A 26,120-nucleotide genomic window follows, 5' to 3' on the forward strand; every position below is an offset into this window, starting at 1 on the left:
GGAGGCGAAAATGACCCACTTGATCCTGCCGCGGTACGTACGCGATGACGGGGTCCATCCACCGCTGAACAGCCCCGACTATCGAAGTTCAGCCTTGCGTTACCCGAAAAAGCCGCTGCAACTGCTCCCCCATGGGCTCACTGAAATCACCGGTCCGGCGCTCGGTCACCAACAAGTCGGTGAGCTGGACAACGACCTCACTCGCCAACACGAAGCCGAGCCGATTGGCCAGCGGATCATCGTGCAGGGGCGGGTGTTGGACAGCGACGGCCGATCCGTGCCGGACACGCTTATCGAGCTGTGGCAAGCAAACGCGGGCGGCCGCTATCGACACGTACGGGACACGTGGCCAGCACCGCTGGATCCGAACTTCACCGGCGTCGGCCGTACGGTGACGGACTCCGAGGGCCGTTTTCGTTTCGTCACCATCAAACCTGGTGCGTATCCGTGGAAGAACCACCACAACGCCTGGCGACCCGCGCACATTCATTTCTCGCTTTTCGGACGGGCATTCACCCAGCGGCTGGTCACTCAGATGTATTTCCCGGAAGACCCGCTGTTTGGCCAGGACCCGATCTTCAAATCCGTACCGGATCCCAAAGGGCGGCAACGGATGATCTGCCAGTTCGACCTGGACTCCACCGAACCGGAGTGGGCACTGACCTACACCTGGGACATTGTCTTGCGTGGCACCCAAGCCACCCCGTTCGAGGGTGATGACAATAATGATGACTGATCCCGGCACCACGCCGTCGCAGACGGTCGGCCCGTTCCTGTCGATCGGGATGGAATGGCTCCATGATCCTTATGTCGTGCCAAAAGGCACGCCAGGCGCGTTCTGGATCCGTGGACTGCTGGTCGACGGCGCCGGGACTCCCGTACCAGATGGAATAGTCGAGACCTGGCAGGCCGATCCGCAGGGCCGGTTCGACCATCCGGACGATCCGCGCGGTGCGGTGGCTCGTACGGACGGGTTCCGCGGGTTCGCGCGCAGCATGACCAACGCGGCTGGCGAGTGGGGGGTTTTCACCGTACGACCGGGATCTCTGCCGGCTCTGGACGGCGGCACCGAGGCGCCGCATCTCGACGTGACCGTGATGGCCCGCGGCATGCTGCAACGAGTAGTCACCCGGATCTACTTCGCCGGCGACGACCGCAACGCGGCCGACCCGGCACTGTCTACTGTGGACCCCAGCCGCCGAGCCACCTTGATCGCGCAACCGGCCGACGACGGCTACCGATTCGACATCTACCTGCAGGGCGACAGTGAAACCGCATTCTTCGCAGTCTGAAACCGGTCTTTTCGACGGGGTGCTGGCCGCCGGCGGCGTTGCGGCTGCGGTCAGCGACGCCAGCTGGCTGCAGGCGATGCTCGACGCCGAGGCGGCGCTGGCCGGCGCGCTGGCCGACGTGGGCCTGATCAGTGCGGCCGGCGCGGCGGCGATTTCGGCTTGTTGCAAGGCAGATCTCTTTGACATCGGGGAGCTTGGCCGAGCGGCCACCGGCAGCGGGAATCCGGTCGTACCGCTGGTCAAGGCGCTGACCAACGCCGTGCCGGAGCCGGCGAACCGGCACGTTCACCGAGGCGCCACCAGCCAGGACATCCTGGACACCGCCTCCATGTTGGTCGCCTCGCGGGCCCTCCTTCCGTTGCTTGACGATCTGTCCGCCGCCGCCAGCATGTGCGCGGATCTTGCCCAAAAGCACCAGCACACCACGATGGCGGGTCGTACGCTTCTGCAGCAAGCGCTGCCGACCACCTTTGGCCTGCTGGCGGCCACCTGGCTGCACGGCCTGGACACCGCTGTCGACGGGTTGGTACGACTGCGAAAAACCCGGCTTGCCATCCAGTTCGGTGGGGCGGCGGGCACCTTGGCGTCACTCGGAGAGGACGGCGTACGGGTGGCAGCGGCGATGGCTCGGCGGCTGGAGCTGGCCGAGCCGGTGCTGCCGTGGCACACCGAGCGGACCCGGATCGCCGACCTCGCGAGCGCGACCGCCACCGCGGCAGGTGCCGTGGGCACCATCGCGAAAGACATCACGTTGCTGGCCCAGACCGAGGTTGGTGAGGTGTCGGAAGCGGCCGGCGGCGGTTCTTCGACCTTGCCGCACAAGCAAAATCCGATCGCCGCAATCGCCGCGTTGGCTGGCGCCGCGCAGGCACCTGGACTGGCGAGCACACTGTTGGCGACGATGCCCCAGGAATACGAGCGAGCCGCCGGCAACTGGCATGCCCAGTGGCGCCCGCTCACCGACCTGCTCCGGGTGACCGGCTCGGCCGCATTCTGGCTGCGTACCAGCCTCTCCGGCCTCAACGTCCACTCGGAACGAATGAGGTCCAATGTGGACATCACCGGCGGGCTGCTGATGGCCGAGCGGGTCACGTCGGCGTTGACCGAGGAACTTGGCCGACAGGTTGCACATCAGCTCGTCACAGCCGCCTGCCAGCGGACTCTCCATAGTGGACAGTCGCTGGCCGCGGAGCTGACTGCCGACGACAAGATTCCCTTAACGGGGGAACAAGTCGACAAATTGCTGCGCCCAGAGGATTACCTCGGCTCCACTCAGACCTTTATAGATCGATCCCTCGCCGCCCATCGGAGAGCTGATGACTGACCAACTGACCACTGTGGACGGTCCAGCCGACGCGCCGGTGCTGGTGCTGTCGAATTCCCTGGGCACCACCAGACATCTGTGGCACCGGCAACTCCCGGAGCTGAGCAGGCATTTCCGGGTGATCCGCTATGACCTGCCTGGGCACGACGGATCCGCCGCGGCGGCCGGACCGTACACAGTGGACGATCTGGGCCGGAACCTGTTGGCGTTGTTGGACAAGCTCGGCATCGAACGTGCGCACCTGGCTGGTGTCTCGCTCGGCGGCATGCTGTCGATGTGGGTCGCGAGCCACGCGCCCGAACGGGTCGACCGGCTCGCCCTGATCTGTACGTCCGCATATTTGCCGCCAGCGCAGGGCTGGCACGACCGAGCCGCCGCCGTACGAGCGAACGGCACCGGCCCGCTGGTCGAGGCCAGCCTGGGCCGCTGGTTCACGCCCGCATTCCACCAGCGCGATCCTGAACTGATGAAGCGCATCGGCATCGAACTGTCCAATGTGGACAGTGCCGGCTACGCGGGCTGCTGCGAGGCGATCGCGGCAATGGACCAGCGAGACTCGCTCCCGCTGATCACCGCGCCCACGTTGGTGATCGCCGGCGCCGACGATCCGGCGGCACCACCCGAACACGGGCAGGACATCGCCGCCCGGATTCCCGGCGCGAACCTCTGGGTGCTGGACCAAGCCTCCCATCTCGCCGTGCTGGAGCAGGCCGAGACGATCACCCGGCTGCTGATCGAGCACCTAGCGGGCCCGACCCATCCGCACCTTCGAGGCATGATCACCCGGCGCGCTGTCCTGGGCGACGCGCACGTCGACCGTACGGTGGCCGCCACCACCGACTTTACCGCTGATTTCCAGGATTTCCTGACCCGATACGCGTGGGGCGAGGTGTGGAACAGGCCCGGGCTCGACCGGAAAACCCGTAGCTGTGTCACGCTCGCGGTCCTCACCGCACTGCACTGCGACAACGAGATCGCGATGCACGTCCGCGGTGCGATCCACAATGGACTGACAAAGGCCGAGATCGCCGAAGTCCTGCACCACACCGCGATTTATGCGGGGCTGCCGGCCGCGAACGCCGCCTTCGCGATTGCGAAGAAGACCTTGGAAGAAATGGATGACTGACACCCGCGGCGCACATTTCGTCCAGTCGCTGGAACGCGGGCTGGCGGTGATCCGCGCCTTCGACGCCGACCACGTCCAACTGACGTTGTCCGATGTGGCCAGGGCCACCGAGCTGACCCGAGCCGCGGCCCGGCGTTTCCTGCTGACGCTGGTCGACCTCGGATACGTACGGTTCGATGGCCGGCTTTTTTCTTTGACACCAAGGGTGTTGGAACTCGGCTATTCGTACCTGTCCGCGCTCACCCTGCCCGAAGTGGCGGCCCCACACCTGGAAAGGCTGGCCGCCGAGGTCCGCGAGTCGTCGTCGGTTTCGGTCCTGGACGGTGACGAAGTCGTTTACGTGGCACGCATTCCGACCTCGCGGATCATGACGGTCGCGATCAGCGTCGGCACCCGCTTCCCGGCGTACGCGACCTCCATGGGCCGCGTTTTGTTGGCCGGCAAACCAGATACCGACGATTGGGCCGACCGACTGCGACCGTTGACTGGCCGTACGATCACCAGCCCGGCAGCCTTACAGGCCGAACTCATTCGGGTCCGAACGCAGGGCTGGGCGTTGGTCGACCAGGAGCTGGAAGAGGGCCTGCGGTCGATCGCCGCACCCATCCACGATCGGGCCGGCAAGGTCATCGCCGCGGTCAACGTCTCCGCGCATGCCAGCCGCGTCCCACTGGACGACATGCTCACGCGGCTGCTGCCCGCCCTGCTGGCCACCGCCGCCCGCATCGAGTCGGACCTGCGGGCCGGCCAGCCCACCGCCCAGGCCCGCTGACGAAGTCCGGCCGCAGAAGAGCAGATCGACGGTCGGTGTACGAAGATGGGCTCATGACAAATGGCTATCTCGCTGACGACGGCCGGTACGACGGCCGGATGCCCTATCGCCCGAGCGGTGCCAGCGGGCTGGTGCTGCCGGCTGTTTCGCTGGGTTTCTGGTACAACTTCGGCGGAGTCGACCCATTCGAGCGGCAGCGCGCGGTCACCCGGCGCGCCTTCGATCTGGGCGTCACGCATTTCGACCTGGCCAACAACTATGGGCCACCGCCGGGTTCCGCTGAACAGAACATGGGCCGCCTGCTCGCCACCGATTTCAAGCCGTACCGGGACGAGCTGGTGATTTCGTCCAAGGCCGGCTACGAGATGTGGCCCGGCCCGTACGGTGACGGCGGCTCGCGGAAATACCTGCTGGCCAGCCTGGACCAGTCGCTGAAACGGCTCGGGCTGGATTACGTGGACATTTTCTATTCACACCGAATGAGTCCTGAAACGCCGCTGGAGGAGACCGTCGGCGCGCTGGTTTCCGCTGTTCAGCAGGGAAAGGCGCTCTACGTCGGCATCTCGTCCTATACCGGCCAGCGGTCCCGGGAGGCGGCCCAGCTGTTGCGGGAGGCGGGCGTGCCACTGCTGATCCACCAGCCGTCGTACTCGATTCTCAACCGCTGGGTGGAAACCGACCTGCTCGACTCGTTGGATGAGCTCGGGGTCGGCTGCATCGCGTTCTCGCCGCTGTCGCAGGGCCTGCTCACGTCGAAATACCTGGACGGCGTGCCGGCCGGCACCCGGGCCTCGGACGCGGAAAAGGACGCGCTGTCAGCGGCCGCGCTGACCGAGCCGGTGGTGGCGGGCCTGCGCGGGCTGAACGACCTGGCGGCCGAACGTGACCAGACGCTCGCGCAAATGGCGTTGGCGTGGATTCTGCGCGACCCGCGTGTCACGTCCGCTCTCATCGGCGCACGTACGGTCGAGCAGCTCGAAGACAGCGTCGCCGCGGTGCGGAAACTCACCTTCACCGACTCGGAGCTGGCCACCATCGACGACTGCACCAAAGCCACCGGCCTCGACCTCTTCGCGCACACACCGCAAGGCTGACCCTCCATCGGGCCTGACGTTTTCGCTGTCTGGAGCGAAAACGTCAGGCTTCGAATACCGGTGAGCCGCCGACGTAGGTGGCCAGAACCGCAATGGCCGCTATCTCGTCCGCCGCGGTGGCCAGTGGATCCGAGGCGAGGACCACGAAATCGGCCAACGAGCCAGGAGTGAGGCGGCCAGTCGGATCGGTGTCGCCGACCGTGGCGGCCGCGTTCGTGGTGTACATCGCGAGCGCCTCGGTGGCCGAAATTCGTTGCGACGGGCCGATTTCGACGCCGTCGTAGCCGCGCCGGGTCACCATCGACTGAATGCCGAGCAGCGGCTCGTACGGGCCGCAGGGATAGTCGGACGACCCGGCGACCGTCACCCCCGCATCCAGGAAAGAGCGGTGGGCGAACATCGACGAGACCCGCTCAGGGCCGTACCATTCGAGCAGTTTTCCACCGTGGTAGTGGACGTAACTGCCGAAGGGCAGTGCCATCGCTCCGAGCGCCCGCATCCGGGCCAAAATATCGGCGTCGACGACGCTGCAATGCTCGATCCGATGCCGTAGCCCCGGTTTCGGGTCCGCTGCCTGCGCTTGTTCGTACGCGTCGAGCACGATGCGAATAGCCTTGTCACCATTGGCGTGGACGCCGATCCGATTGCCGTCACCGTGCACCGTACGAACGATTTCGGTCAGATCCTTGGTGGAAGTCGCCTGGATGCCGTGGATGTGCTCGCCCGGATCGTCGAGCAGGCAGGTACGACCGCCTATCGCGCCATCCAGGAACGCTTTGATGCCAACGAAACGCAACCGTTCGTCTCCGAAGCCGGTCCTCAAGCCGAGGCGGTGGACCAGGTCGTAGTGCTCGGCTCCCAGCATGAAGCCTGTACGCATGGTGAGCAGCCCGCTTTCGCGGGCAGCGCCGAAAAGCGCGACCTCGTCCGGCCCGCACAGGGCGTCACAGATCGACGTGAGACCGGCCGCGTGCCAGCGGTCCAACGCCCGGCGCAGGCCCAGCAGCTTGTCCGCCTGGGTGCTCGCCGGCACCACCGTGGTTCCGGTCCGGCTCGAGGCCGCGTACGCCACATCGAAAAGCGCTCGCTCGTAAAGGATCCCGTTAACCCGCCCGGTGCCATCCCGGCCGAAATCCCCGCCGGCCGGCGGTTCGCTGTCGTCGACAATGCCCGCCAAGGCAAGCCCGACCGAATTCAGCACTCCCCAGTGGCCGGCCACTTGCACCACCAACACCGGATGATCCGGTGCCACCTCATCCAGGTCCCACCGGTCCAACACCCGACCTTCCGGCATTTTCGCGTCGTCATAGCGACTTCCGCGCACCCAGTCGCCCGGCGGTGTTTTCGCCGCCTCGGTGCCAATCGTGGCCACCAACGCACTCAGACTCGGGGTGGCATCCGGCGAAAGGTCCAGATGCAGCATGTCGTCGGCCGCCATCCCGAGGTGGATGTGGGCGTCATGAAAGCCGGGAACGACGACCGCGCCGGGAAAATCCAGCACCTGGGCGGCCGGATAGCGACTTCGCAACATGTCCAGCTGGCCAGTCCCGACGACCCGGCCGTCGGCGATCGCCAGCGCCTGCACGTACGCACCAGGCTCGGTCATCACCGTCGAAGCGGTGACCAGCGTCGGCGTCAGCTCGTTCACGCCTTCGCTCCCGTCAGCGCCGGCCGCCGGTCCGCCAGCGACACGGCCACATTGACGGCCAGGTTGATCACCAGCCCGACAATCCCCGCGTTGATCCCGAAAACCGGGTCGTTGCCGGTGCCGACCAGGGCCACCACAACCACCGTCCCGCTGAACAAACCGGCGACCGCACCGAGGGCGGTCATGTCCCGCCACCACAGGCCCAGGATCACCAGCGGCGCGAGCTGGGCCATTCCTTCGTACGACAGCACCGAAAGCCGTACCAACGCCTCAGGCACCAGCAGACTGCCGGCCAGCGCGATTACCCCGGCGATCAGGGTGACGAGCTGCGAACGCCGTTTCTTGGTGGCGTCAGGGGTTTCCGTACGCGTCAGCACGCTCTTTCCCCACATCGAACCAATAGTCAGCATATAGACGCTCATCGGCACGATCGCCGACAGAGCGCCGGCCACCCCGACAATGCCCAGCAGCCAACCAGGCATCGCCCTGGATGCCAGCGTGAACAGCGCGAGGTCACCGTTCTTCAAGCCAGGCACGGCGAAAAGCGCTGTCAGACCGATCGCCATCGGGACGAACAGCAGGATCGAATACCACGGCAGCAGCATCGCCGACCGGCGCAGGTTGTTCGCACTCTTCGCACCGAGATAGCCGGAGACGGCGTTCGGGAAAATGGCGAAGGTGACACCGTTGAGCACAACCGTACTGACGAACCAGCCGACACCCAGGCCTGGCGACTGGTGACCGGGCAGCGTGAGCCACTCCGGTTTCTCAGTCACCAGCCGGCTCAGCAGTTCTCCATAGCCACCCAGGAAGTGCACTGGAAGGTAGATCGCCATGAAGACCACAACGGCGATCACCAGGGCGTCCTTCAGGACACTTACCCAGGCCGAGCCGCGAAGACCGGACACGAGCACGAAACCCTCGGCGACCAGGAACGCGACCACATAAGCGATCTGCAGACTGACATCGCCACCAGAGATGGTGGACACCACCACGCCCAAACCCTGGATTTGCAGCTGGATATAAGGCAACAGGAAGACAGTCGCCGCCACGGCGACGATGACTCCGACCGTACGACTGGAAAACCGGTGCTCAGCGATGTCCGCGATCGAGATCAGACCGTGTTTTCGTCCGTACGTCCACAACAATGGTCCGACAAGATAGGCGACGGTATAGCCGACACCGAGATAGGCGACGAGGTAGAAGATCGGTGCGCCGTACTTGTACGACCAGCCCGCCGCGCCCAGAAAGGAATAGCTGGTGTACGACTCGCCAGCGAGCAGCAACCAGACGAAAACGGTGCCGAGGCCGCGACTGGACACCGACCACTCGTCGAGGCCCTTTCCTCGGCCGCGGGCGCTATAGAGCCCGAGCGCGATGGTGGCGATCATCGCCACCGCGAAAATAGCGACGGCGGCGTTCACTTCTGCGCCTCGTCAGCCTTGCGGCGACCGAAAAGCAACGCCGGTTCCTCGGAGTCTTCCCGGTAGCGATGGTCGCCGCGGGCGGCCAACCAGATCGCCACTGGCGTCACGATGACCGACAACAGCGTCCAGAACAACAGGAACGGCAGCCCGGCGACCAGCGGCGTGATCCGGTTGGCGAACGGAATCGCGACCGCGAACATCACCACGGGCACCAGCAACCACAACAGCGAGCGTCGGCGCATCAGGCCTCCCAGTCCAGCGACGGCCCGCGGCCGCCGGCAGCGGGCCCGCGGGCGTCAGGGTCTGCGGGACCGGTCGGGATCATCCTCGATCAACAACTCCAGAATCGGCAACGCGGCGCCGAGACTGAGGACCTGGTCCGAGGTGAGGCGGCGCAGCCGCGCGGCCAGCATCGCGGTGTGTGCGGACCGTACGGCCGCGAGCGCCTGGGTGCCCTGCACGGTCAGCGCCACCAACACCGACCGGGCGTCGCCCGGATCGTGCCGTCGGATCACCAGCTTGCGCTCCTCCAACGCCGCCAACACCCGACTGATGGTGGGCGCCGTCACACCCTCACGCTGCGCCAACTCGCCCAGCCGGAGGGGACCATAGAGCTCGATCGTGGCCAGCGCGGCGTGCTGCAACGGCGGCAGCCCCGGCTCGGTATCCAGCCGGATCCGACGGGCCAGCCGGCCAATCGCGAGCCGCAGCCGGGCGGCCACCTCGGCATCCAGCTCGGCGCTGTGGTCGGGCACAGCGGGAGCGGGCAGACGCGTGTCCATCGGCACATGGTGACCGATATTGGCCGGCCACGACACCAGAACGGAGTTTGTGGCGCGAAGAACTCGCGCAATAGACACTGTGACATTCCTCCTTATGCATGTGAGATGGTGCGCTCCCGCCGGCCGGACTCGGGCGTGAAGACTAGGGTTGAGCGCACTCCGGAAGGCCTGTACGGTTTTTTCGGAATCGGTCAAGGTATGGAGGTTCCGGTGCGCGTACGCAAGTTCGGCCACTCTTGTCTGTTGGTGGAAGAGGCCGACGCGAAGATTCTCGTGGACCCGGGAGTGTTCTCGCCAGGCTGGGAGGAACTCGAGGGCCTCGACGGCGTACTGGTCACCCATCAGCATCCTGACCACCTCGATTTGGAGCGGCTGCCGGCGCTGCTGAAGGCGAACCCGGACGCGGCGCTCTATCTGGACGCGGGTAGCGCGCCGCAGGTCAGCGGGCATGGCTTCAACGTGGTGGTGGTCACCGATGGCGATAAATTCGACATCAATGGGCTGTCGGTCGAGGTGATCGGGCGCAACCACGCGGTGATTCACCCGGATATTGCGCAGGTGCCCAACGTCGGCTACCTGATCGGCGAACGGCTTTTCCACCCGGGCGACGCATTGACGGTGCCGGACCGGGAAATCGAGGTTCTTGCCTGCCCTTGCACGGCGCCGTGGGGAAAGATCGCCGATTTCGTCGACTACCTGCGAAAGGTCGCGCCGCGGGTGGCCATCCCGATCCACGAGGCGGTCTACGCCCGACCGCAGATGGCTTACCAGATGTTGGAAAAACTCAAGCCCGAGACGACCACCCTGAAAATCATCGACGACGGCACGCCGTACCAGTTCTAGAGCGAAAAGGCCTCCGCGAACGGAGGCCTTTTCGTTGCTCTAGCGAGAGAACGGGATATTCACTCCGGGCGGCGCGATCTTGTCCAGCTCGGCGAGGTCTTCCAGCGTCGGCTCCCAGTCCGCGGCGGCCGCGTTCTGCCGGACCTGCTCCGGGCTGGTGGCGCCGGCGATCACCGAGCCCACCGCCGGCTGTGCCGCGAGCCCGCCAACAGCCACCTCCAGCAACGAAAGATCACGCGCTTTCGCGTACGCGCCGAGGCCGTCGACCAGGTCGAACGCCTCGTCGGTGAGCCAACCGGCGAAATTGCCCTCCAGCCTGGATCCCTTCGGCGCCTTGCGGTCTCGCCCGACCTTGCCCGTCAGCACCCCGCTGGCGAGCGGGAAATACGGCAGGATGTCGACGCCGAAACGCTCCGCCGCCGGCACCACTTCGCGCTCGATTTCGCGGCGGGCCAGCGAATACTCCGACTGCTCGGAAATGAACGAGGTGAGACCGGAGGTTTCCGCCGTCCAAGCCGCGTCGGCGACCTGCCAGCCGCTGAAGTTCGACGAGCCGATGTAACGAATTTTGCCTTCCTGCACCAATTCATGCAGTGCGGCCAGGGTTTCCGCGATCGGCGTGATGTTGTCCGGTCGGTGATACTGGTAAAGGTCGATGTAGTCGGTTTGCAGCCGCTGCAGCGATCCTTCGACCGCCCGTCGAATATATCGGCGAGAGCCGCGGGCGCCGAAGTCGTTGCCGTTGAGGCCGCTCATGTTGCTGCCGAATTTGGTCGCCAGCACGAAATCGTCGCGGCGGCCCTTCAGCACCTCGCCGACAATGCGCTCGGACGCACCCGGACCAGCGCTGAAGCCGTAGCTGTCAGCGGTGTCCAGCAGCGTGATGCCCACCTCGGCAGCGGTGTCCAACACCGCCCTGGTCTGCTCGCGATCGATGCGGTAGCCGACATTGTTGAGGCCAAGCCCGACAGCCGAAACCATCAGCCCGGAATCCCCAAGGGTTTGATAGCGCATACGGTCAACCCTATGCCGATCCGGCTCGTACGCGTCAGCCCGAGGCCGGCTCCGGCAGCGGTTCCGGCTCGGTCAACAAAATCGGTTCTGTGAGCAGCATCGGCAGGGACGGCCACGTCGGCGCCGCCGGCATCGGCACGGGCGCGAGCTCAGGACGTTTGGCCGTCACGTCGTCACCGGACGACCGCCCAGCCAGCCGCCGGCCCATCCAGGGCGCGAGGTGCCGGCGCGCCCAGGCGAGGTCGGAGCGACGGGCCGCCAGCCAGCCGGGCCAGTCGGCGGCTGGCAGCGGCTTGAGCCATTGCGGGTCGTACGACAGGCCCAACGCGGCCAGCGCCTGACCGGCCACCCGCTGGTGCCCAGCCGCCGACAAGTGCAGCCGGTCGACGCTGAAATAGTGCTGGTTGCCCTGCTCTTCGCCATCCCACGGATCGACCAGAATGCAGCCGTACTCGTGTGCCACCGCCCGGATGACCTCATTCATGCCATCCGACCGGCTGGCCACCAGCTTGGCCAGCGGAAGCCGCTGCGCGAACGTCGTTCCAGTGCAGACCAGCACGGTCGCGCCGGCGTCGATCAGGGTTTTGACGCCACCAGCCAGCTTCGCGTGCAGCTCGGAAAAGGTCACCCGCGCCCGCAGTACGTCGTTGCCGCCGCCGACGAAGGCCACCAGGTCAGGTTTCATGGTGGCCGCCACCGGGACCTGCTCGGTGACGATGTCGTCCAGCCGCTTGCCGCGAATGGCGAGATTGGCGTAGCGGAAATCGGTCGTCAGGATCGCGAGCTGTTCGGCCAGTCGATCAGCCCACCCTGCGTAACCGCCGTCGCGCGGATCGTCGAGCCCCTCGGTGAAACTGTCCCCCAGCGCAACGAAACTGCGCCACTGCCGGGTCTGCACGCACGTACCTCCACCGCTCTTACTGGATCGGGCCTGTTTTACCAGCCCGCCTGAAGGCCAGAAACAGCACCTCACGGAGTTGTCTGCAGGTCCCGGGCTGACCACTGTGCGTCAGGATAACCACGACAGATACGGCTTAAGCGCCGCATAGCCGACAAATGCCACCGTGTCGAGGATCGTGTGTGCGACCACCAGCGGCGCGACTCGGCGAATACGCAGGAAAACAAGGGCAAACACCAGTCCCATCACCAGGTTCCCGGCGAATCCGCCGAAGCCCTGATAAAGGTGATACGTGCCGCGCAATATCGCGCTCGCGGCGAGCATCAGCGGCAACGAAACCCGCATTCGCTCCAGCCGTACGAGCAAATAGCCCACCACCACTACCTCTTCGAGCACCGCATTCTGCCCTGCTGAGAGAAGCAGGACCGGGACCGTCCACCAGTGCTGCCCCAGCGCCGCCGGCACCACCGTCGTATTGACGCCGATCGCCCGTGCGACCAGGTAGAGACCGAGACCGGGAATGCCGATAAGCGCGGCCAACCCGGCGCCCTGGCCCAGATCCCAGCCCGCCCGACCGCGGGTAAGACCGATCGTCTTTAGTGCCGGCGCGTCCGTACGGTCCAACAGGTAGATCGCCAGCAGCGCCGGCACCACGCCGAGGCCGATAGAGACCAGCTGATACGCGAGATCCAGCCAGGGGCGGTCCGGCGTGATCGACTGGTTCAGGGTCGCCTGCTGCTGCGACAGGGCCTTGACCGCGGTCAGCCGGGAAATGATGTCCAGGATCGAGTTGATCGCCGAGGCGCCCAACGAAACACCCAACACCAACAGGACTTCGGTGCCCAACAGCCGCCGGCTGAGCGGCTGGTCATCGATCATGGGATCCGAGCGTAGGCCTACCGTCTGCGACGGACCGAAGCCAGGCGTACGACATCGGCGGCCTGCCGGCGCTGGGCAGCCTTGTTGGCCTCGGCGAGCAGCACGCCGGCCGCGTCCGCGTCCACCGGGCCGGAGTAGAAGTGACCCTGCACCGCGTCACAGCCGAGCTCCCGGAGCGAGCGGTCCAGGGTCGCGTTGCCGACCCCTACGCCGACCGTACGCAGCCGCAACGAATGCGCCAGGTCGACGGTCGCTCGTACGATCGCCTCCGAGGTGGCGCTGCGGTTCATCTCGGTGATGAAGGACCGGTCGATCTTGACCTCGTCCACCGGCAGCCGGGCCAGCATCGTCAGCGGCGCACCGCCGGTGCCGAAGTCGTCGAGCGAGATCTGTACGCCCAGGTTGTGCAATGCCGTAAGGACCGTCGCGACCGCGTCGAGGTCGGTGGTCGCGACGGTCTCCGGCAGCTCCAGCACCAGCCGGTCCGCGGTGGTTCGGTGATGGCGCAGGTGGCGGGCGATCTGGTCGGGCAACGTACGGTCCAGGACACTGCGCGGCGCCAGGTTGACCGCCACTCGTACGTCCACGCCGTACTTGTCGAGCCAGTGGTTTCGGGCCTGCAGCGCGCGCTCCAGGACAGTCATCGTCAGACGTGTGTCGAGGCCGGCGCGGGCCACCGCGGGGATGACGACGTCCGCATTGAGGACGCCGTAAACCGGGTGACGCCAGCGTACGAGCGCTTCCGCCCCAGTCGGGGCGCCGGTGGTCGCGTCCAGCTGGGGCTGGAACTCGACCACGATCTGCTCGGGATCTTCGAGGGCGGTGCGCAGCTCCGGCTCCAGCAGCAACCGCTGCAGGCTCGTCGGGTCGCTGTTCGGGTCGTAGTGGTCAATGCCGCCGCCGGCGCCCTTGGCCCTGTACATGGCCACGTCCGCGCGCCGCAGCAGCTCGGTCGCGTCGACCTTCTCGCCAGGCCCGGTGAGCATGGAGGCGGCCGGCGCGGCCACCGCCTTGGCGACGCCGATGCTGCCGAAAACCGTGACTGCCACGGGCGACGCCATGCCGATGTCGAGGCGTACGGGCACGGCCAGCCGCTGAACCATCCGGTCCGCGATGCTCACCAGCTGGCGAGGCGTCACACCTGGTACGAGGATGGCGAACTCGTCACCGCCCAGTCGGTAGACCTGCCCGTCGGCTGCCACCGCCAACGTCAGGCGCTCACTGACCTCCTGCAGGAGGCGGTCGCCGGCCGCGTGGCCAAGGGTGTCGTTGACGTCCTTGAACCGGTCGAGGTCGACCAGCAGGAGGGAGACCGTGTCGGGGTGCTCGGCGAGGGCCAGATTGATGGCGACCATGAGGGCACGTCGGTTCGGCAGATTGGTCAGCGGATCGAGGATCGCGTCTTGGCGCGTCTGCTCGTGCTGGCGCGCGTTCGCTATCGATACCCCCGCGATCGCGGCCAATGTCGAGAAGGTGCGCTGTTCAGCGTCCGTCAGCGTGACCTGCGACGCGAACCTCAGCCTGATCTCGCCGAGATGCTCTCCCGCTGCCTGCAACGGCCGATGGACGATTACGGGCAGCGCATCCGCTGCGGCTAGTTGCTCGTTGCCGCGACCAGTTCCAGAGACCACGGTGCCGTTCCCCAGCACCACTTCGACCGCCTCGGCACGAAACAGTCGAGCGGAGCCAGCGACTAACTCCTCCAGAACGGCAGCTTCGTCAAGCTGGTTCAGCGCATTGGTCACTTCTTCCAGCCGCTTAAAAGCATCTTCGTGTTGTTGAAGCCGAACACTCGACGAATAGACGTATCTCAAGGCCCCGATGGCCAGGGGAACCAGAAACGCTGTCCACACTGCCCAAGAGGTCAGGGACGCCATGAAGACACCGACCGCCAGGTTGGCCACGAGCACCACTTGGTCACGACCGCGCGACCCGGCGAGCACTTGCCAGACGGTCTGGCCCTGGGCGAACACCAACGCTGCGGTAGTCAGTGCCTCGTTCACTACCTGAAGGGCTAGGCCGGCGAGGAGAAGACCCAGTAGGTCCGGAATGGACCCCACCTGCAGCGGGCCTCCGACCAACGTATGGAAGACAATCCATCCGACAAAGCCTGAGATCGCCGCTTGCCCAGCTTGAAAGACAATTTTGATCGGCTCTCGACTCACGGTCGCCCGAGCCAGAAGTGCACCTAGAGTGATCGCAGTCACAAGTAGTGGGCCAGAGTCGACGGCAATCGCCGTCATGATGGCGACGTCGCTCCAGAGGTACACAAGCTCGTGGCTACGGATCCGCACCGGAACCCACCAACGCCAGACGCAGAAGGCCACTAAGACGACAAGGCCAAATCGCCACAGTGCGCCGAACTCCATCGACGGTCGAGCAAGTGCGATCACCGCGACGTTGACCGCAAGCCCGAGTACGACGGTAAGCCCCACCACAAGGTGGAGTCCTGTCAGTTGGGAGCCCGCGGTCCTGTTAGACCGATTCACGATCACCCAATGCCACTTCACCCATGCCCCTAGCGTAGCTGCTCCACTGCCCTAAGTGAGCCGGAGTTAGCAGGACCATTCCGCTAGCGGGAAGAGCAACGTCGCTGACGTTGCGAATCTGTTCAGTTCCAGGTCGTCGTGAACGACATTGCACGCCTCCTTCGTCAACCCCGCTCGAAGACACCAAGCAAGCCGCTTCAGTTCCAGGTCGTCGTGAATGACATCCCGCACCCCCTAGATCCGGCCGCTTGATCCAAACCGACCATTCAGAAAACCTCAAAGCTCCACGCATCCGAAATTGAATGGCGGCACATCATCTAGAATAGACGAGACAGAATTGAACGATCCTGCTTCAATCTCCCAGGATCGCAATTCGCCATCGACAACCGATCGCGACAATGGGAACCCTACGTTCTCATAAGTCAGTGACACCAATCGCCGGACAATCGAGGCGGCCGTCGGCCGGATATCGGCCTAATAGAACGACTTTCGGCCGTAGCGGCCGGATCGTCACGCTCTCGCGCTGGCGCGATGAAGACTCATCGAGCGCTGAGATTTCGGGCCGCTATTCACATCGTTGTGGTCCAGAATGGCACCGATGGTCAACAGCATCACCGAAAGCTCCCGCCATTGTCGCGCGTTTTGGCTCGTCAGGTAATGCGCGGAGAGTATTCTTTAGGCGACTGTGATCGCCACTTGTCACACTGCGATTGGCGCCCAGTCACCCAGAGTCCACAATGGATAGTCCCCCAAGCGCCCCAGGGGTCCTCGTCCAATCGGCCAGCTGACCGCCTACCCGACCGGACGGGGTGCGAGCGTTTCGGCGGCAGATCGGGGCGCGTACAACGGATCCCGTAGGCTCGGCATATGTATGCGATCGAGATTCGCGAACCCGGCGGTCCGGAGACGTTGCGATGGTCTGAAGTGGACGACCCGCAGCCCGGCGCCGGCGAGGTCATCGTCGATGTGGTCGCGTCCGCTGTTAACCGTGCCGATATCCAGCAGCGGCTCGGCTTCTATCCCCCGCCGGCCGGCGCGCCGCCGTACCCAGGGCTGGAGTGCTCCGGGCGGATCGCCGCGCTTGGCGACGGAGTCACCGACTGGAAGGTCGGCGACGAGGTCTGCGCGCTGCTGGCCGGCGGCGGGTACGCCGAGAAGGTACGGGTGCCAGCCGGCCAACTGTTGCCGATCCCGGCCGGCGTGAGCCTCGAAGAAGCTGCCGCATTGCCCGAAGTTGCCTGCACCGTATGGGCAAACCTGTTCATGACCGCACATCTGAGCCCCGGCGAGATTTTGCTCGTACACGGCGGCGGATCGGGCATCGGCACTTTCGCGCTGCAGCTGGCGAGCGCGTACGGCGTCCGCGTCTTCTGCACGGCGAGCGCGAAGAAACTCGAGAAGTGCCTGCTTTACGGTGCGGAGCGCGCGATTGATTACAACGATGAAGACTTCGTACAAGTCGTCAAACAAGACACCGAAGGTCACGGCGCCGACGTCGTACTCGACACCATCGGCGCGAAGTACCTTGCCGGCAATGTCGACGTGCTGGCCACCGGCGGCCGGATCGTCACCATCGGACTGCTCGGCGGCGCCAAGGCCGAGCTCAATCTCGGCCTGCTTTTGGTCAAGCGAGCAAGTATTACCGGTACGACGTTGCGCGCTCGGCCGATCGACGAGAAGGCGATCATCGTCGAGGACGTACGCGAACACGTCTGGCCGCTGATCGAGGCTGGCCGGGTTCGGCCAGTGATCGACCGGGCGATCGCGATGCAGGACGCCGCCGAAGCACACCGAGTTGTCGAGGCCAGCGACCATATTGGCAAGGTGCTGCTCGTCCGCTAGTGGCCATACCGTCGCGCCCACTATGTGGGCAATAGTTACCGCGAGATGTCAGCCGGGTTGCCAATAATTGCCAGCCGTCTAATGTCAGCGTCCGGGCATCGGTAACCACCAGACTGGCGCACACTGAGTGTGACCAGTGCAACTCGCGGCGCAACAGGTGCAGGGGAGGCCGGATATGGCTGAATTTGTACAAGGCGGGAAGATCACTACCAATCGAACACTCGTTCCCGTTCGCTTGGACAACATGCCCTGGGCGAAATTCCACTGGATGGTGCTGATAACACTCGGCGTCAGCTGGATCCTCGACGGACTCGAGATTCAGTTCGCCGGTGCCATCGCCACCACCCTCGAACTTCCCACCACGCTGCATCTGCATCCCGGCCAATTCGGCATCACCACGTCGATCTACCTGGCCGGCGAGGTCGTCGGCGCCCTCGTCTTCGGCCGGCTCGCCGACAGCCTGGGCCGCCGAAGACTGTTCCTCATCACCCTCGGCCTCTACCTGGTGTTCAACGGTCTCGCCGGGTTCTCGTTCGACTTCTGGTCCCTGGCCGTTCTCCGGTTCATCGCCGGCATGGGCATCGGCGGTGAATACGCGGCGATCAACTCGGCCATCGACGAGCTGATACCCGCCAGATTCCGCGGCAGAGTGGACATCGCCGTCAACGGCACCTACTGGGCCGGCGCCGCCATCGCCTCGGCGGCCAGCCTCGCGCTGCTGGACGAGAAGATCATCCCAGTCAACGTCGGTTGGCGGATCGGGCTGTTCATCGGACCGCTCATCGGTGTCGTCGTCTGGATGCTGCGGCGGCGGATCCCGGAGAGCCCGCGCTGGCTGATCTCGCACGGACGCGCTGAGGAAGCGGCCAAGATCGTCGACGACATCGAGCAGGGCGTACGGGCAGCTGGCAAGGAAATCCCGAAAGTCGACGAGAGCAAGGCCATCGAAGTCCGCAACTACCCACCGGTGACCTATCTCGAGATCACCAAGATCATGCTGGGAAAATACCGAAAGCGATCTGTACTGGGTTTCACTCTCATGACGACCCAGTCGTTTCTCTACAACGCGATCTTCTTCACCCAGGGCCAGGTCCTCGGTAAATTCTTCGGTGTTGCTCCTGACGCACTCGGTTTCTTCTTCTTTCCCTTCGCAGTAGGCAATTTACTTGGCCCCCTCCTGCTCGGGCCGTTCTTCGACACCATAGGCCGTCGAAAACTCATCAGCAGCACGTACATAGTCTCCGGCGTGCTGCTCGTCGCCAGCGGTTACCTGTTCTGGATTGGCGCGCTGAACGCCACCACGCAGGCCATCTTCTGGTCGGTGATCTTCTTCATCGCCTCGGCCGGCGCCTCTAGCGGCTACCTGACCGTCAGCGAAATCTTCCCGCTCGAGCTGCGGGGCCAGGCGATCTCGTACTTCTTCGCAATCTCACAGCTCTGCGGCGGTGTTGTCGCGCCCGTTCTCTTCGGCTACCTCATCGAGCTGGGGACTAAGGACGTTCACCATCTCGACCGAACACCGTTATTCTGGGGCTTCATGATCGGAGCCATTCTGATGATCATCGGCGGAGTCGTCGAGGCCTTCATCGGAGTGGATGCCGAGGGCAAGTCCCTGGAGGAACTCGCCACCCCGCTGTCCGCGGTCACAGCTGCTAGCACTTAAGCGCGGCTATTGCTCGACCGTACGGCCGGTTCCGACACTTTCGGGACCGGCCGTACGAGTTACGGCATTCGTGAGTCAAGCAGGCGATCTATGCCAGATTCTCCACTAGTCGGCGCGGGCAGCCAGTCAATCTCCTTCAGCAGAATGGCTGCCTGTCGATCGCAGTTGGCCGCCGTGGACTCCCTACCAGCGCGCCGATGGAGCTCGGCAAGCGTGGACAGGACGGACACCTGGCCAGGTCGATGGTCCGTCGGCGCGTACAAGGTCTCGGCCGTCTCGGCCGCCGCGACTGCTTCAGCGAACTGGCCATCACCCAGGTAGAGCGCCGCAAGAAGTCCGTACGCCTTTCCTTCAATGACCCGGTAGCCACGGCCCGCAAGAAGCTCAAGGACCTCACTCACCACCGCTGGCTCTCGCAGAACGGCTGCCACCCCAAGCATCGCCGATGTATAGACCGAGAAATCGACGACATCGTCGCCGTGCTGCAGGATGGTCTGATAGGCATCCATCGCCTTACTTTCGTCCCCTAGCAGATGGTGCGCTCGTCCTAATGCGAGTGACACGTAGTCTTCCAGCCCCCGGTCCTTGATCTCCCGAGCCAGCTGACGCGCCGCCTGTGCAGTAGCTCGTGCCGACTCGGCACGACCGCTGTCGGAGTAGACGAGTGAGAGGGTGGCAAGGCTGCGCGTTTCATGATAGCGACTCGCCACCGACCTACTCGCCTCGATACTGGCAACCAGGTCCTCGAGCGCGCGATCAAAGAATCCAAGGTTGCGGTAGGCGTCACCCCTGGTCTCCAGAAGAAGCTCGAGCGGACTAATTGCTGACCCGTGACATTGATCAATAGTCCGCGTCAATTGGCTGACCGCCTGCCGCAGTCGGCCCTGGTCGATATATGCGAATGCCAAATTGTTCCGAGCGATGACCTCTGTCGTCCATCGCGGCCCTGTCCGCACAACGCGCAATGCTTGAGTCAGTTTGGCAACGCAGGCACCAAGATCACCTCTGATCTGGTCCACCAAAGCCTGGCTGAGCAGCGCGACCGCCGCACCGGCTCGCCAATCGGAAAGTTGCGCATTCTCGGCCGCACGGCGAAAACCGTTCGCAGCCCCAGTGATGTCGTGTGCGGCATAGAGCGCCAGCCCACCCTGGCTGAGGTACATCGCTGCCCGGCCGGCAGGGTCGGCCGCGCGCTCGGCCGCAGCGAAACCGGCTTGTACGGCTACATCCCACTCCGGCACCAGACGGTGGTAGACGAAATGCCCTCGCAATACGTCGGCGAGCAGCCAACTGTTGGGAAGGTCACGAACATTTGCCTCCTGTGCGAGCGAAACAATGTTCGCGAATTCCTTTTGCAGCCAACTCGACGCCACCTCGGGCTCGTCGAATGCGGGTATCTCCACGGGTTCAACCCCGGACGGCAGCCTGGTCATCGCATAAATCAGGTCGGAGGCACTACCCGCACGGCCGAGATACCAGTTGAACAGCCGTACCACCGCGGCCTGCTGTTCTTCGGGTATTTCCGCTCTATTCAGATAGCCACGGGCATGGGCCGTGAGCAGGTCGTGCATCGAAAATCGGTCGGGCCTGTGTTCGCTCACCAAATAGGCAGCGGTGAGCGTGCGCAGCAGGCTGCGAACCTCCGCCAGAGGTCTGGCAATCAGTGCCCCGACCGCCGGAGCGGAGATATCCGCGCCAGGAACGAGAGCGAGGAGACGATAGCAGCGTTGGGCCTCCAGCGAAACTCGTGAATACGACAGGTCGAAAGCGGTCGCGACCGTCGCCTGTTCGTCACCGTCGACGATCAGGGCATTCAGCGGGCCGAGATAGGCCATCTCCTGAAGGTAGCCTCCGACCGTCATATTCGGGCTACGGCACAGGTGTGCGGCGGCAACCCTGAGGGCCAACGGGAGATATCCACAAGTACGGGCCAACACCTGCACTTCTTCATGCTGTCCGGCAATCTGGGTGGTGCCGATCGAATTTTCGAGGAGGACGTGGGCTTCCTCAGGGGACAGCACCTCAAGATCCAGGCGCAGAGCCCCATCCCGCGCGGTCAGTCCGTCCAGGCGCTCACGGCTGGTGATGACAACGGTGCAACCACCAGCACCCGGAAGGAGCTGACGGACCTGGTCGGCGGACTGGGCGTTGTCCAAAACGATAAGAATCCGGCGGCCCGCAAGCATCGAACGATAGAGCGCGGACGCCTCGTCGCGATCCGCCGGAATCTCGTCCGGCGGACATCCGAGCGCTCGTACGAACCGGTGCAACGCCTCCACCACCGTAACCGGCGTTTCCCTGGAATATCCTCGTAGGTCAACGAAGAGCTGACCGTCCGGATAGTCTTTCACCACCTGATAAGCCCAATGCACCGCAAGGCTGGTTTTGCCCACTCCTCCTGGGCCGGACATCACCAGGACCGGAGAAAATGTCGGAAGAGCCTGGGACGGCAACGCGTAGAGAGTTTTCAGTTGTTTCGCGCGGCCGGTAAAGGCAATGACGTCCGCTGGCAACTGCGCCGGTACGGCAGTAGCCAGCCGCAGCTGCCTCGCCGCGGCTGGAACTGCACCCCGCAGAATCTTCACCAGGCACTCGGTGAGAACCGAACCGGGATCGACTCCGAGCTCCGTCCGCAAATGTTTGCGGACGCGCTCGTAGGCCTCCAGTGCGTCAGCCTGACGTCCGCTGGCCGCAAGAGCCTGCATCCAGGCGGCTTGCAGTGGCTCGTCGAGGAAATATTCGTCTATCAGCGGATCGAGAACCCTGACCGCATGATCGGCTTCTCGGGAGCGGATCAATGCCTGAGCACAGGCGTTCGCCGCATCGAGGCGCTGCCGCACCAAACGTGCGACCACAATTGGATCCTGGCTGTCCGGCGGCACATCCGCCAAGGCCCGCCCGCGCCACAAACCCAGCGCCTCCAAAAGCTGGTCCGCCTGATCATGCGGATAGTCGGCAGTCAGCTCCCAAAAACGGGCAACGTCAATCACGCCGGTCACTTCAAGGACATAGGTCGAGCTGGAGCGCTCCAGTCGTACGGTGTCGCCGACGGAATCGCGGAGCCATTGGCGGATGCGGTGGATGGTGACCGTGACGGTTGAGCGCTCGGCGGTGGCCGCGCGGGAACCCCAGACCGTGGTGAAGAGTTCAGAAGACGAAAGGCCAGCGGGACCCGCCAGCGCCAACGCGGCTAAAACAGCACGAAACACACCAGATGGCGGCGAAAGAAATTCGCCGCCGCGCTGAAGGCCGACCGGGCCGAGGACGAGAACATCCACGCCCGGGTCAGGTTGTCCCACCGTCATACCTGGCCCCGTCTGTAGCCGCCCTGCGGCCCCAGTTTGTCCCACTATTTCACACTCGGCAACAAGATGTAGCCGAAATGTAGCTGACCTCAGGCCACCATAGGCACGGCACGTTTGCAATGGGAAACGGGGGCAAACGTGCCAGAGACCCCGGGGCCGGCGTTCGGGTAGCAGACACCACCACCTGCCAAGACCTGAACGCCGGCTCCGGCTATCCCACCGGGCGCAGGTCCAGACCGAGGTCGATAGCGGGTGCGGAATGCGTCAGCGCGCCGACCGACACGTAGTCCACGCCGGTTTCCGCGTACGAACGGACCACATCGAGGGTCAGACCACCGGAAGCTTCCAATCGAGTCGACGAGCCGCTGTCGTTGCGGCGGCGAACGGCGGTCGCGCATTCGGAAGCGGTGAAGTTATCCAACAAAACCAATTCGGCGTCAGCGGCCAACGCCTCGTCGAGCTGCTCCAATGAGTCGACTTCCACTTCGCAGGAAAGCCGCGGGGCATGTGCCCGTACGGCTTCCAGCGCGGCCGTCACCGAGCCGGCGGCCACAATGTGGTTGTCCTTGATGAGAATCGCATCGCCGAGGCCGAACCGGAGATTCAGACCGCCACCGCACCGCACCGCATATTTTTGCAGAATGCGCAGCCCCGGAACAGTCTTGCGGGTGTCTCGGACGGCACAGCCGGTGCCCGCCACGGCGGCGACCCAAGCGGCTGTCAGGGAAGCGACGCCGGAGAGCTGGCAGACCAGGTTCAGCATTGTTCGCTCAGCGATCAGCAGTGCACGAATTTCGGCCTCAACGACCAGGACGGGTTTACCAGGTTCCAACTGGCTGCCGTCGGTCTCCGCGGAGAGTACGGAGAATCCGCCGCCAGCGACCTCGGAAAGCACCGCCAGCGCGACCGGAATACCGGCCAGCACACCGGGCACCCGCGGGGTTAGTTCGGCGATTCCCTTGACACCTGCCGGCACGGTCGCCTCGGTGGTCGCATCGCCACCGTACGCCAAATCCTCCGCCAACGCGGTCCGTACGACCCGATCCACCTCAGCCAGGTCCACCCCAGACGCGGTCATCCCACTCCCTCCAAAAGCCGATTTTCGGCCGGTACGACAAACCCAGCCGGGTCCATTACGAATTCCAGGCTGTGCCGCCAACTTTCGCTGCTGCCCGGATAGTCGGTACGCAGGTGGCAGCCGCGACTTTCGGTACGGGCAAGGGCCGCGGTGACAATGGCGCGGGCCGTCAGTGTCATGCCGGCATCTCCGTCCACTGTGGACTGGCCCAACGCATCCACGGCGGTTGCCAGCCCAGTGGCGTCGCGCCCAATGCCGACGTAGCGGCTCATGGTCGTACGCAACTTGTCAACGGCCACACCGAAAACGTCACGATCGTCGGCTACATATGAACGTAACGACAAAGCAGGAAGATCGGCATGCACTGCGCGCGCTACCCGCTCGCCGACCACCAGTCCTTCCAACAAACTGTTGGAAGCCAACCGGTTCGCGCCATGCAGTCCCGTACGCGCGACTTCGCCGGCCGCATAAAGACCGACCACGTCCGTACGACCGTCCACTGTGGTCACCACGCCACCGCAGCTGAAATGCGCGGCCGGCGCGACCGGAATGGGCTCGATCACCGGATCGATGCCAGCGGCTCGACAGGACGCATAGACAGTGGGAAACCGCCGGACGAAATGGTCGCGGTCCAAATGTGTGGCGTCCAGAAGCACGTGCTCCGCCGAAAGTTCGGCGAGCCGACGAACAATCCGACCGGACACCACGTCTCGCGGCGCGAGATCGCCCAACGGGTGAACGCCGGCCATCACCAGTTCACCAGCAGTATCAACCAAAACAGCGCCCTCACCGCGCATCGCCTCGGTGATCAGCGGAGCCCGACCGGTCGCGCCAGTGTGCAGCGCGGTCGGATGGAACTGGACGAATTCCAGGTCCGCCACCCGGGCTCCAGCCCGCAGCGCGAGCCCGATGCCGTCGCCGGTGGCCTGCTCCGGATTCGAGGTGACGCTGTAGAGCTGCCCCAATCCGCCGGTGGCAAGCAAAACAGCAGGAGCCGACACGACACCCGGCCGACCGGAGCCGTCCGACACCGCGAGGCCGGCAACGCGGCCAACAGCGTCGGTCAGTACGGACGTGACCAGGTGCCGTTCCAACACCGGCACCGAAGCCTTCCCAGCGGCCTCTACGAGCGCGCGCTCCACCTCGGCACCGGTCGCATCGCCGCCCGCGTGGACGACCCGGAAGGCCCGGTGACCGCCCTCGCGCGTACGCGCCCAGGTGCCGTCGGAGGCGAGGTCGAAGCGGGCGCCGGAAGCGAACAGACCGCGTACGGCCGCCGGCCCGTCGGCGAGGATCGCCGCGGTGGCGGCCTGCTCGGCCAGGCCGGCGGCCGCGGTCATGGTGTCCGCGACGTGCGCGGCGACCGAGTCCTCGGGCGTACGCGCGCCGAGATCGTCCGGCAACACGACCGCGACGCCGCCCTGGGCCCACCCGGTGCTGCCGTCGGCAATGCCCGCCTTGGTGACCACCAGCACTCTTACGCCCAGCTCCTGCGCGGCGATAGCGGCTGTCAAGCCGGCCACCCCGCTGCCGACGACCACCAGGTCGGCGGACGCCTCCCAGCCGGTCATTCGGCACCACCGGGCTGGCCGATTTCGATCATCCGCTGGACGGCCGTACGTGCCGCCGCCGCTGTCTCCGGATCCACGAGCACCTCGTCACGGCGTTCGCGCAGGCAGCGAAGCAGTTTCTCGGGCGTGATCATCTTCATGTACCGGCAGCTGGCCTGCGCGTTCACCGGCTGGAAGTCGACGCTCGGGGACGCCTGCCGGAGCTGGTGCAGCATGCCGATCTCGGTGGCCACCAACACCGTGCCACCGGTCGTACGCCGAGCCGCGTCGAGCATTCCGCCGGTGGACAGGATCTTGACCCGCTCAGCCGGCACCAGGCCCTCGCCGGCCAGGTAGAGCGCGGAGGTCGCGCAGCCGCATTCGGGGTGGACGAACAGCTCGGCGTCCGGGTTGGCGGCCGCGCGCGCGGCCAGCTCGTCGCCGTTGATGCCGGCATGTACGTGGCATTCGCCCATCCAGATGTGCAGATTCTTCCGACCGGTGACCCGTCGTACGTGCGCGCCGAGGAACTGGTCCGGCAGGAACAGCACCTCGCGGTCAGCCGGGATCGACTCGACGACCTCGACCGCGTTCGAAGACGTACAACAGATGTCCGTGAGCGCCTTCACCGCAGCGGTGGTGTTCACGTACGACACGACGACCGCGTCCGGATGCTCGGACTTCCAGTCCCGCAGCTGGTCAGCGGTGATCGAGTCGGCCAGCGAGCAACCGGCGTTCGCGTCCGGGATCAGCACGGTACGTTCCGGAGCCAGGATCTTCGCGGTCTCGGCCATGAAATGGACGCCGCAGAACACGATCACGTCGGCGTCGCTGGCGGCCGCGATCCGGCTGAGCGCGAGCGAGTCGCCGGTATGGTGCGCGATGTCCTGAATCTCCGGCACCTGGTAGTTGTGCGCCAGGATCACCGCGTTCGCCTGTCTTGCTAGCTCCCGTACTTCATCACCCCAGGTCGTCGGAATTCGACTGAGAGTCGATAACTGTGCCGACACGTGCGCCTCCTCGAAGATGCCCGGCGAGGCCATTGCGCGTTAACGTCCGCCGGGGTTTTCGACTACTAAGCGAAAACTGTGAGC

At 65.0% G+C, this 26,120-nt stretch carries 21 protein-coding genes; 9 read left to right on the top strand and 12 right to left on the bottom strand.

Going from position 1 to position 26,120, the window contains the following annotated elements; all coding sequences use genetic code 11:
- The first annotated feature begins 10 nt into the window (after window positions 1-10).
- Genes pcaH through mgrA form a run of 6 tightly spaced genes read left to right on the top strand, consistent with a single transcriptional unit; the run spans window position 11 to window position 5,608 of the window.
- Entirely contained in the window at window positions 11-736 is a 726-nt protein-coding gene (pcaH, locus tag ABD301_RS13280; protein WP_279580413.1) for a protocatechuate 3,4-dioxygenase subunit beta, read from the top strand.
- A complete protein-coding gene (gene pcaG, locus ABD301_RS13285; RefSeq protein ID WP_344310275.1) occupies window positions 726-1,292 on the top strand; it encodes a protocatechuate 3,4-dioxygenase subunit alpha in 567 nt (188 codons plus the stop codon). The genes pcaH and pcaG overlap by 11 nt, the downstream gene beginning before the upstream one ends.
- Window positions 1,267-2,616, top strand: a complete 1,350-nt coding sequence (pcaB, locus tag ABD301_RS13290; RefSeq protein WP_344310277.1) for a 3-carboxy-cis,cis-muconate cycloisomerase — start codon at window positions 1,267-1,269, stop codon at window positions 2,614-2,616. Before pcaG ends, pcaB begins: the two co-directional genes overlap by 26 nt.
- On the top strand, window positions 2,609-3,742 hold the full coding sequence (gene pcaDC / locus ABD301_RS13295; RefSeq protein ID WP_163568583.1) for a bifunctional 3-oxoadipate enol-lactonase/4-carboxymuconolactone decarboxylase PcaDC: 1,134 nt from the start codon (window positions 2,609-2,611) through the stop codon (window positions 3,740-3,742). Before pcaB ends, pcaDC begins: the two co-directional genes overlap by 8 nt.
- Window positions 3,735-4,514, top strand: coding sequence for an IclR family transcriptional regulator domain-containing protein (locus ABD301_RS13300; protein WP_163568582.1), 780 nt, complete (start codon window positions 3,735-3,737; stop codon window positions 4,512-4,514). The genes pcaDC and ABD301_RS13300 overlap by 8 nt, the downstream gene beginning before the upstream one ends.
- A gap of 53 nt (window positions 4,515-4,567) precedes the next feature.
- A complete protein-coding gene (mgrA, locus tag ABD301_RS13305; RefSeq protein WP_344310281.1) occupies window positions 4,568-5,608 on the top strand; it encodes an L-glyceraldehyde 3-phosphate reductase in 1,041 nt (346 codons plus the stop codon).
- A 43-nt stretch (window positions 5,609-5,651) separates the two neighbouring features.
- Here mgrA and ABD301_RS13310 read toward each other — a convergent pair whose 3' ends face one another.
- Genes ABD301_RS13310 through ABD301_RS13325 form a run of 4 tightly spaced genes read right to left on the bottom strand, consistent with a single transcriptional unit; the run spans window position 5,652 to window position 9,465 of the window.
- The gene (locus ABD301_RS13310) at window positions 5,652-7,256 is read right to left on the bottom strand and encodes an amidohydrolase (RefSeq protein WP_344310283.1); all 1,605 of its coding nucleotides are present in this window, start codon (window positions 7,254-7,256) and stop codon (window positions 5,652-5,654) included.
- The gene (locus tag ABD301_RS13315; protein WP_344310285.1) at window positions 7,253-8,680 is read right to left on the bottom strand and encodes a sodium:solute symporter family protein; all 1,428 of its coding nucleotides are present in this window, start codon (window positions 8,678-8,680) and stop codon (window positions 7,253-7,255) included. Before ABD301_RS13315 ends, ABD301_RS13310 begins: the two co-directional genes overlap by 4 nt.
- A complete protein-coding gene (locus ABD301_RS13320) occupies window positions 8,677-8,925 on the bottom strand; it encodes a DUF3311 domain-containing protein (protein WP_344310287.1) in 249 nt (82 codons plus the stop codon). Before ABD301_RS13320 ends, ABD301_RS13315 begins: the two co-directional genes overlap by 4 nt.
- A 54-nt stretch (window positions 8,926-8,979) precedes the next feature.
- Entirely contained in the window at window positions 8,980-9,465 is a 486-nt protein-coding gene (locus tag ABD301_RS13325; RefSeq protein ID WP_163568579.1) for a MarR family winged helix-turn-helix transcriptional regulator, read from the bottom strand.
- A gap of 210 nt (window positions 9,466-9,675) precedes the next feature.
- Here ABD301_RS13325 and ABD301_RS13330 point away from each other — a divergent pair, with 210 nt between their 5' ends.
- Window positions 9,676-10,308 (top strand): MBL fold metallo-hydrolase, encoded by a 633-nt coding sequence (locus ABD301_RS13330; protein ID WP_344310290.1) that lies wholly within the window; start codon window positions 9,676-9,678, stop codon window positions 10,306-10,308.
- Between the two features lie 39 nt (window positions 10,309-10,347).
- Here ABD301_RS13330 and ABD301_RS13335 read toward each other — a convergent pair whose 3' ends face one another.
- The 4 genes from ABD301_RS13335 to ABD301_RS13350 all read right to left on the bottom strand — a co-directional run bounded on the left by ABD301_RS13335 (window position 10,348) and on the right by ABD301_RS13350 (window position 15,102).
- Window positions 10,348-11,322, bottom strand: coding sequence for an aldo/keto reductase (locus tag ABD301_RS13335; protein ID WP_163568578.1), 975 nt, complete (start codon window positions 11,320-11,322; stop codon window positions 10,348-10,350).
- A gap of 34 nt (window positions 11,323-11,356) precedes the next feature.
- On the bottom strand, window positions 11,357-12,220 hold the full coding sequence (locus ABD301_RS13340) for an SGNH/GDSL hydrolase family protein (protein ID WP_344310292.1): 864 nt from the start codon (window positions 12,218-12,220) through the stop codon (window positions 11,357-11,359).
- Window positions 12,221-12,331: 111 nt separating this feature from the next.
- Entirely contained in the window at window positions 12,332-13,099 is a 768-nt protein-coding gene (locus ABD301_RS13345) for a CPBP family intramembrane glutamic endopeptidase (protein ID WP_344310294.1), read from the bottom strand.
- A gap of 17 nt (window positions 13,100-13,116) precedes the next feature.
- Window positions 13,117-15,102, bottom strand: coding sequence for a putative bifunctional diguanylate cyclase/phosphodiesterase (locus tag ABD301_RS13350; RefSeq protein ID WP_344310296.1), 1,986 nt, complete (start codon window positions 15,100-15,102; stop codon window positions 13,117-13,119).
- Between the two features lie 1,353 nt (window positions 15,103-16,455).
- Between ABD301_RS13350 and ABD301_RS13355 the strand changes: the two genes are divergently transcribed.
- Entirely contained in the window at window positions 16,456-17,430 is a 975-nt protein-coding gene (locus ABD301_RS13355; RefSeq protein ID WP_344310298.1) for an NAD(P)H-quinone oxidoreductase, read from the top strand.
- A gap of 268 nt (window positions 17,431-17,698) precedes the next feature.
- Window positions 17,699-19,093, top strand: coding sequence for an MFS transporter (locus tag ABD301_RS13360; protein WP_279580406.1), 1,395 nt, complete (start codon window positions 17,699-17,701; stop codon window positions 19,091-19,093).
- Between the two features lie 59 nt (window positions 19,094-19,152).
- Here the strand turns inward: ABD301_RS13360 and ABD301_RS13365 are convergent, their stop codons facing one another.
- The 4 genes from ABD301_RS13365 to nadA all read right to left on the bottom strand — a co-directional run bounded on the left by ABD301_RS13365 (window position 19,153) and on the right by nadA (window position 26,069).
- The gene (locus ABD301_RS13365; RefSeq protein ID WP_344310301.1) at window positions 19,153-22,398 is read right to left on the bottom strand and encodes an AfsR/SARP family transcriptional regulator; all 3,246 of its coding nucleotides are present in this window, start codon (window positions 22,396-22,398) and stop codon (window positions 19,153-19,155) included.
- A gap of 211 nt (window positions 22,399-22,609) precedes the next feature.
- Window positions 22,610-23,476 (bottom strand): carboxylating nicotinate-nucleotide diphosphorylase, encoded by an 867-nt coding sequence (nadC, locus tag ABD301_RS13370; protein ID WP_163568570.1) that lies wholly within the window; start codon window positions 23,474-23,476, stop codon window positions 22,610-22,612.
- On the bottom strand, window positions 23,473-25,047 hold the full coding sequence (locus tag ABD301_RS13375; protein WP_163568569.1) for an L-aspartate oxidase: 1,575 nt from the start codon (window positions 25,045-25,047) through the stop codon (window positions 23,473-23,475). Before ABD301_RS13375 ends, nadC begins: the two co-directional genes overlap by 4 nt.
- Window positions 25,044-26,069 (bottom strand): quinolinate synthase NadA, encoded by a 1,026-nt coding sequence (gene nadA, locus ABD301_RS13380; RefSeq protein WP_425551933.1) that lies wholly within the window; start codon window positions 26,067-26,069, stop codon window positions 25,044-25,046. Before nadA ends, ABD301_RS13375 begins: the two co-directional genes overlap by 4 nt.
- Window positions 26,070-26,120 lie beyond the last annotated feature (51 nt).

Origin of the sequence: Fodinicola feengrottensis (assembly GCF_039530045.1) — a bacterium.
GTDB classification, from domain to species: Bacteria; Actinomycetota; Actinomycetes; order Mycobacteriales; family HKI-0501; genus Fodinicola; species Fodinicola feengrottensis.

Excerpts from the sequence above, each read along its gene's own strand:
- mgrA (WP_344310281.1), top strand. The coding sequence starts at position 4,568 with ATGACAAATGGCTATCTCGCTGACGACGGCCGGTACGACGGCCGGATG.
- ABD301_RS13345 (WP_344310294.1), bottom strand. The coding sequence starts at position 13,099 with ATGATCGATGACCAGCCGCTCAGCCGGCGGCTGTTGGGCACCGAAGTC.
- ABD301_RS13325 (WP_163568579.1), bottom strand. The coding sequence starts at position 9,465 with ATGGACACGCGTCTGCCCGCTCCCGCTGTGCCCGACCACAGCGCCGAG.
- ABD301_RS13360 (WP_279580406.1), top strand. The coding sequence starts at position 17,699 with ATGGTGCTGATAACACTCGGCGTCAGCTGGATCCTCGACGGACTCGAG.
- ABD301_RS13300 (WP_163568582.1), top strand. The coding sequence starts at position 3,735 with ATGACTGACACCCGCGGCGCACATTTCGTCCAGTCGCTGGAACGCGGG.
- ABD301_RS13375 (WP_163568569.1), bottom strand. The coding sequence starts at position 25,047 with ATGACCGGCTGGGAGGCGTCCGCCGACCTGGTGGTCGTCGGCAGCGGG.
- pcaH (WP_279580413.1), top strand. The coding sequence starts at position 11 with ATGACCCACTTGATCCTGCCGCGGTACGTACGCGATGACGGGGTCCAT.
- ABD301_RS13365 (WP_344310301.1), bottom strand. The coding sequence starts at position 22,398 with ATGACGGTGGGACAACCTGACCCGGGCGTGGATGTTCTCGTCCTCGGC.
- pcaG (WP_344310275.1), top strand. The coding sequence starts at position 726 with ATGATGACTGATCCCGGCACCACGCCGTCGCAGACGGTCGGCCCGTTC.
- ABD301_RS13335 (WP_163568578.1), bottom strand. The coding sequence starts at position 11,322 with ATGCGCTATCAAACCCTTGGGGATTCCGGGCTGATGGTTTCGGCTGTC.
- ABD301_RS13355 (WP_344310298.1), top strand. The coding sequence starts at position 16,456 with ATGTATGCGATCGAGATTCGCGAACCCGGCGGTCCGGAGACGTTGCGA.
- nadC (WP_163568570.1), bottom strand. The coding sequence starts at position 23,476 with ATGACCGCGTCTGGGGTGGACCTGGCTGAGGTGGATCGGGTCGTACGG.
- ABD301_RS13320 (WP_344310287.1), bottom strand. The coding sequence starts at position 8,925 with ATGCGCCGACGCTCGCTGTTGTGGTTGCTGGTGCCCGTGGTGATGTTC.
- nadA (WP_425551933.1), bottom strand. The coding sequence starts at position 26,069 with ATGGCCTCGCCGGGCATCTTCGAGGAGGCGCACGTGTCGGCACAGTTA.
- pcaDC (WP_163568583.1), top strand. The coding sequence starts at position 2,609 with ATGACTGACCAACTGACCACTGTGGACGGTCCAGCCGACGCGCCGGTG.